Below are 5386 nucleotides of genomic sequence, written 5' to 3' on the forward strand. Positions count from 1 at the left end.
CCTCGGTTGAGACGAAAGATCTTAACCAACCGCTCTTTAACAACTGAATCAAGCAATTCGTGTGGGTGCTTGTGGAGTCAGACTGATAGTCAACAAGATTATCAGCATCACAAGTTACTCCGCGAGAAATCAAAGATGTAACCAACGATTGCTGAGCCAAGTTTAGGGTTTCTTAAAAACCCAAAGATGTTTGAACTGAAGAGTTTGATCATGGCTCAGATTGAACGCTGGCGGCAGGCCTAACACATGCAAGTCGAGCGGCAGCACGGGTACTTGTACCTGGTGGCGAGCGGCGGACGGGTGAGTAATGCCTAGGAATCTGCCTGGTAGTGGGGGATAACGCTCGGAAACGGACGCTAATACCGCATACGTCCTACGGGAGAAAGCAGGGGACCTTCGGGCCTTGCGCTATCAGATGAGCCTAGGTCGGATTAGCTAGTTGGTGAGGTAATGGCTCACCAAGGCGACGATCCGTAACTGGTCTGAGAGGATGATCAGTCACACTGGAACTGAGACACGGTCCAGACTCCTACGGGAGGCAGCAGTGGGGAATATTGGACAATGGGCGAAAGCCTGATCCAGCCATGCCGCGTGTGTGAAGAAGGTCTTCGGATTGTAAAGCACTTTAAGTTGGGAGGAAGGGCATTAACCTAATACGTTAGTGTTTTGACGTTACCGACAGAATAAGCACCGGCTAACTCTGTGCCAGCAGCCGCGGTAATACAGAGGGTGCAAGCGTTAATCGGAATTACTGGGCGTAAAGCGCGCGTAGGTGGTTTGTTAAGTTGGATGTGAAATCCCCGGGCTCAACCTGGGAACTGCATTCAAAACTGACAAGCTAGAGTATGGTAGAGGGTGGTGGAATTTCCTGTGTAGCGGTGAAATGCGTAGATATAGGAAGGAACACCAGTGGCGAAGGCGACCACCTGGACTGATACTGACACTGAGGTGCGAAAGCGTGGGGAGCAAACAGGATTAGATACCCTGGTAGTCCACGCCGTAAACGATGTCAACTAGCCGTTGGGAGCCTTGAGCTCTTAGTGGCGCAGCTAACGCATTAAGTTGACCGCCTGGGGAGTACGGCCGCAAGGTTAAAACTCAAATGAATTGACGGGGGCCCGCACAAGCGGTGGAGCATGTGGTTTAATTCGAAGCAACGCGAAGAACCTTACCAGGCCTTGACATCCAATGAACTTTCCAGAGATGGATTGGTGCCTTCGGGAACATTGAGACAGGTGCTGCATGGCTGTCGTCAGCTCGTGTCGTGAGATGTTGGGTTAAGTCCCGTAACGAGCGCAACCCTTGTCCTTAGTTACCAGCACGTAATGGTGGGCACTCTAAGGAGACTGCCGGTGACAAACCGGAGGAAGGTGGGGATGACGTCAAGTCATCATGGCCCTTACGGCCTGGGCTACACACGTGCTACAATGGTCGGTACAGAGGGTTGCCAAGCCGCGAGGTGGAGCTAATCCCAGAAAACCGATCGTAGTCCGGATCGCAGTCTGCAACTCGACTGCGTGAAGTCGGAATCGCTAGTAATCGCGAATCAGAATGTCGCGGTGAATACGTTCCCGGGCCTTGTACACACCGCCCGTCACACCATGGGAGTGGGTTGCACCAGAAGTAGCTAGTCTAACCTTCGGGAGGACGGTTACCACGGTGTGATTCATGACTGGGGTGAAGTCGTAACAAGGTAGCCGTAGGGGAACCTGCGGCTGGATCACCTCCTTAATCGACGACATCAGCTGCTCCATAAGCTCCCACACGAATTGCTTGATTCATTGAAGAAGACGATAGAAGCAGCTTTTAGCTCCAAGCTGATAGCTCACAGCTAACAGTTACGCGCTCGAAATTGGGTCTGTAGCTCAGTTGGTTAGAGCGCACCCCTGATAAGGGTGAGGTCGGCAGTTCGAATCTGCCCAGACCCACCAATTTTGTATGGGGCCATAGCTCAGCTGGGAGAGCGCCTGCCTTGCACGCAGGAGGTCAACGGTTCGATCCCGTTTGGCTCCACCATTAACTGCTTCTGCTGTTAGAGTTTAGAAATGAATATTCTGAAGTGAATATTGATTTCTAGTCTTTGATTAGATCGTTCTTTAAAAATTTGGGTATGTGATAGAAAGATAGACTGAACGTTACTTTCACTGGTAACGGATCAGGCTAAGGTAAAATTTGTGAGTTGCTCTTAATTGAGTATTATCGAATTTTCGGCGAATGTCGTCTTCACAGTATAACCAGATTGCTTGGGGTTATATGGTCAAGTGAAGAAGCGCATACGGTGGATGCCTTGGCAGTCAGAGGCGATGAAAGACGTGGTAGCCTGCGAAAAGCTTCGGGGAGTCGGCAAACAGACTTTGATCCGGAGATGTCTGAATGGGGGAACCCAGCCATCATAAGATGGTTATCTTAAGCTGAATACATAGGCTTAAGAGGCGAACCAGGGGAACTGAAACATCTAAGTACCCTGAGGAAAAGAAATCAACCGAGATTCCCTTAGTAGTGGCGAGCGAACGGGGACTAGCCCTTAAGTGGCTTTGAGATTAGCGGAACGCTCTGGAAAGTGCGGCCATAGTGGGTGATAGCCCTGTACGCGAAAATCTCTTAGTCATGAAATCGAGTAGGACGGAGCACGAGAAACTTTGTCTGAATATGGGGGGACCATCCTCCAAGGCTAAATACTACTGACTGACCGATAGTGAACTAGTACCGTGAGGGAAAGGCGAAAAGAACCCCGGAGAGGGGAGTGAAATAGATCCTGAAACCGTATGCGTACAAGCAGTGGGAGCCCACTTTGTTGGGTGACTGCGTACCTTTTGTATAATGGGTCAGCGACTTATTTTCAGTGGCGAGCTTAACCGAATAGGGGAGGCGTAGCGAAAGCGAGTCTTAATAGGGCGTCTAGTCGCTGGGAATAGACCCGAAACCGGGCGATCTATCCATGGGCAGGTTGAAGGTTGGGTAACACTAACTGGAGGACCGAACCGACTACCGTTGAAAAGTTAGCGGATGACCTGTGGATCGGAGTGAAAGGCTAATCAAGCTCGGAGATAGCTGGTTCTCCTCGAAAGCTATTTAGGTAGCGCCTCATGTATCACTGTAGGGGGTAGAGCACTGTTTCGGCTAGGGGGTCATCCCGACTTACCAAACCGATGCAAACTCCGAATACCTACAAGTGCCGAGCATGGGAGACACACGGCGGGTGCTAACGTCCGTCGTGAAAAGGGAAACAACCCAGACCGTCAGCTAAGGTCCCAAAGTTATGGTTAAGTGGGAAACGATGTGGGAAGGCTTAGACAGCTAGGAGGTTGGCTTAGAAGCAGCCACCCTTTAAAGAAAGCGTAATAGCTCACTAGTCGAGTCGGCCTGCGCGGAAGATGTAACGGGGCTCAAACCATACACCGAAGCTACGGGTATCACTTAGGTGATGCGGTAGAGGAGCGTTCTGTAAGCCTGTGAAGGTGAGTTGAGAAGCTTGCTGGAGGTATCAGAAGTGCGAATGCTGACATGAGTAACGACAATGGGTGTGAAAAACACCCACGCCGAAAGACCAAGGTTTCCTGCGCAACGTTAATCGACGCAGGGTTAGTCGGTCCCTAAGGCGAGGCTGAAAAGCGTAGTCGATGGAAAACAGGTTAATATTCCTGTACTTCTGGTTATTGCGATGGAGGGACGGAGAAGGCTAGGCCAGCTTGGCGTTGGTTGTCCAAGTTTAAGGTGGTAGGCTGGAATCTTAGGTAAATCCGGGATTCTAAGGCCGAGAGCTGATGACGAGTGTTCTTTTAGAACACGAAGTGGTTGATGCCATGCTTCCAAGAAAAGCTTCTAAGCTTCAGGTAACCAGGAACCGTACCCCAAACCGACACAGGTGGTTGGGTAGAGAATACCAAGGCGCTTGAGAGAACTCGGGTGAAGGAACTAGGCAAAATGGCACCGTAACTTCGGGAGAAGGTGCGCCGGTGAGGGTGAAGCATTTACTGCGTAAGCCCATGCCGGTCGAAGATACCAGGCCGCTGCGACTGTTTATTAAAAACACAGCACTCTGCAAACACGAAAGTGGACGTATAGGGTGTGACGCCTGCCCGGTGCCGGAAGGTTAATTGATGGGGTTAGCTAACGCGAAGCTCTTGATCGAAGCCCCGGTAAACGGCGGCCGTAACTATAACGGTCCTAAGGTAGCGAAATTCCTTGTCGGGTAAGTTCCGACCTGCACGAATGGCGTAACGATGGCGGCGCTGTCTCCACCCGAGACTCAGTGAAATTGAAATCGCTGTGAAGATGCAGTGTATCCGCGGCTAGACGGAAAGACCCCGTGAACCTTTACTATAGCTTTGCACTGGACTTTGAATTTGCTTGTGTAGGATAGGTGGGAGGCTTTGAAGCGTGGACGCCAGTTCGCGTGGAGCCAACCTTGAAATACCACCCTGGCAACTTTGAGGTTCTAACTCAGGTCCGTTATCCGGATCGAGGACAGTGTATGGTGGGTAGTTTGACTGGGGCGGTCTCCTCCTAAAGAGTAACGGAGGAGTACGAAGGTGCGCTCAGACCGGTCGGAAATCGGTCGTAGAGTATAAAGGCAAAAGCGCGCTTGACTGCGAGACAGACACGTCGAGCAGGTACGAAAGTAGGTCTTAGTGATCCGGTGGTTCTGTATGGAAGGGCCATCGCTCAACGGATAAAAGGTACTCCGGGGATAACAGGCTGATACCGCCCAAGAGTTCATATCGACGGCGGTGTTTGGCACCTCGATGTCGGCTCATCACATCCTGGGGCTGAAGCCGGTCCCAAGGGTATGGCTGTTCGCCATTTAAAGTGGTACGCGAGCTGGGTTTAGAACGTCGTGAGACAGTTCGGTCCCTATCTGCCGTGGACGTTTGAGATTTGAGAGGGGCTGCTCCTAGTACGAGAGGACCGGAGTGGACGAACCTCTGGTGTTCCGGTTGTCACGCCAGTGGCATTGCCGGGTAGCTATGTTCGGAATAGATAACCGCTGAAAGCATCTAAGCGGGAAACTAGCCTCAAGATGAGATCTCACTGGGACCTTGAGTCCCCTGAAGGGCCGTCGAAGACTACGACGTTGATAGGTTGGGTGTGTAAGCGCTGTGAGGCGTTGAGCTAACCAATACTAATTGCCCGTGAGGCTTGACCATATAACACCCAAGCAATTTGAGCGTAAAAGCCAGATTGCGGTGTGTGAAGACGAAACGAACCGAAAGTTCGAGATACTCACAAAACACCAAACTATCGCATACCCATTCGCTGGAGCGTGAACCTGAAAAGGCCCACGACCTGGCTACCGAATTTCTTGACGACCATAGAGCATTGGAACCACCTGATCCCATCCCGAACTCAGCAGTGAAACGATGCATCGCCGATGGTAGTGTGGGGT

General features: G+C 51.3%; 2 tRNA genes and 3 rRNA genes. All 5 read left to right on the top strand.

The features are described 5' to 3' along the window. Window positions 1-192 precede the first annotated feature (192 nt). Window positions 193-1731, top strand: a 16S ribosomal RNA gene (locus EYC95_RS29815). A 123-nt stretch (window positions 1732-1854) separates the two neighbouring features. Continuing rightward, a tRNA-Ile gene (locus EYC95_RS29820) sits at window positions 1855-1931 on the top strand. A 9-nt stretch (window positions 1932-1940) separates the two neighbouring features. After that, window positions 1941-2016: transfer RNA gene (locus EYC95_RS29825), tRNA-Ala, on the top strand. Window positions 2017-2255: 239 nt separating this feature from the next. Then, window positions 2256-5147 (top strand): 23S ribosomal RNA (locus tag EYC95_RS29830). A 154-nt stretch (window positions 5148-5301) separates the two neighbouring features. Beyond that, window positions 5302-5386: ribosomal RNA gene (gene rrf, locus EYC95_RS29835) — 5S ribosomal RNA — on the top strand; the annotation flags it as partial.

This window comes from Pseudomonas sp. BGI-2, from assembly GCF_004310295.1.
GTDB lineage: Bacteria > Pseudomonadota > Gammaproteobacteria > Pseudomonadales > Pseudomonadaceae > Aquipseudomonas.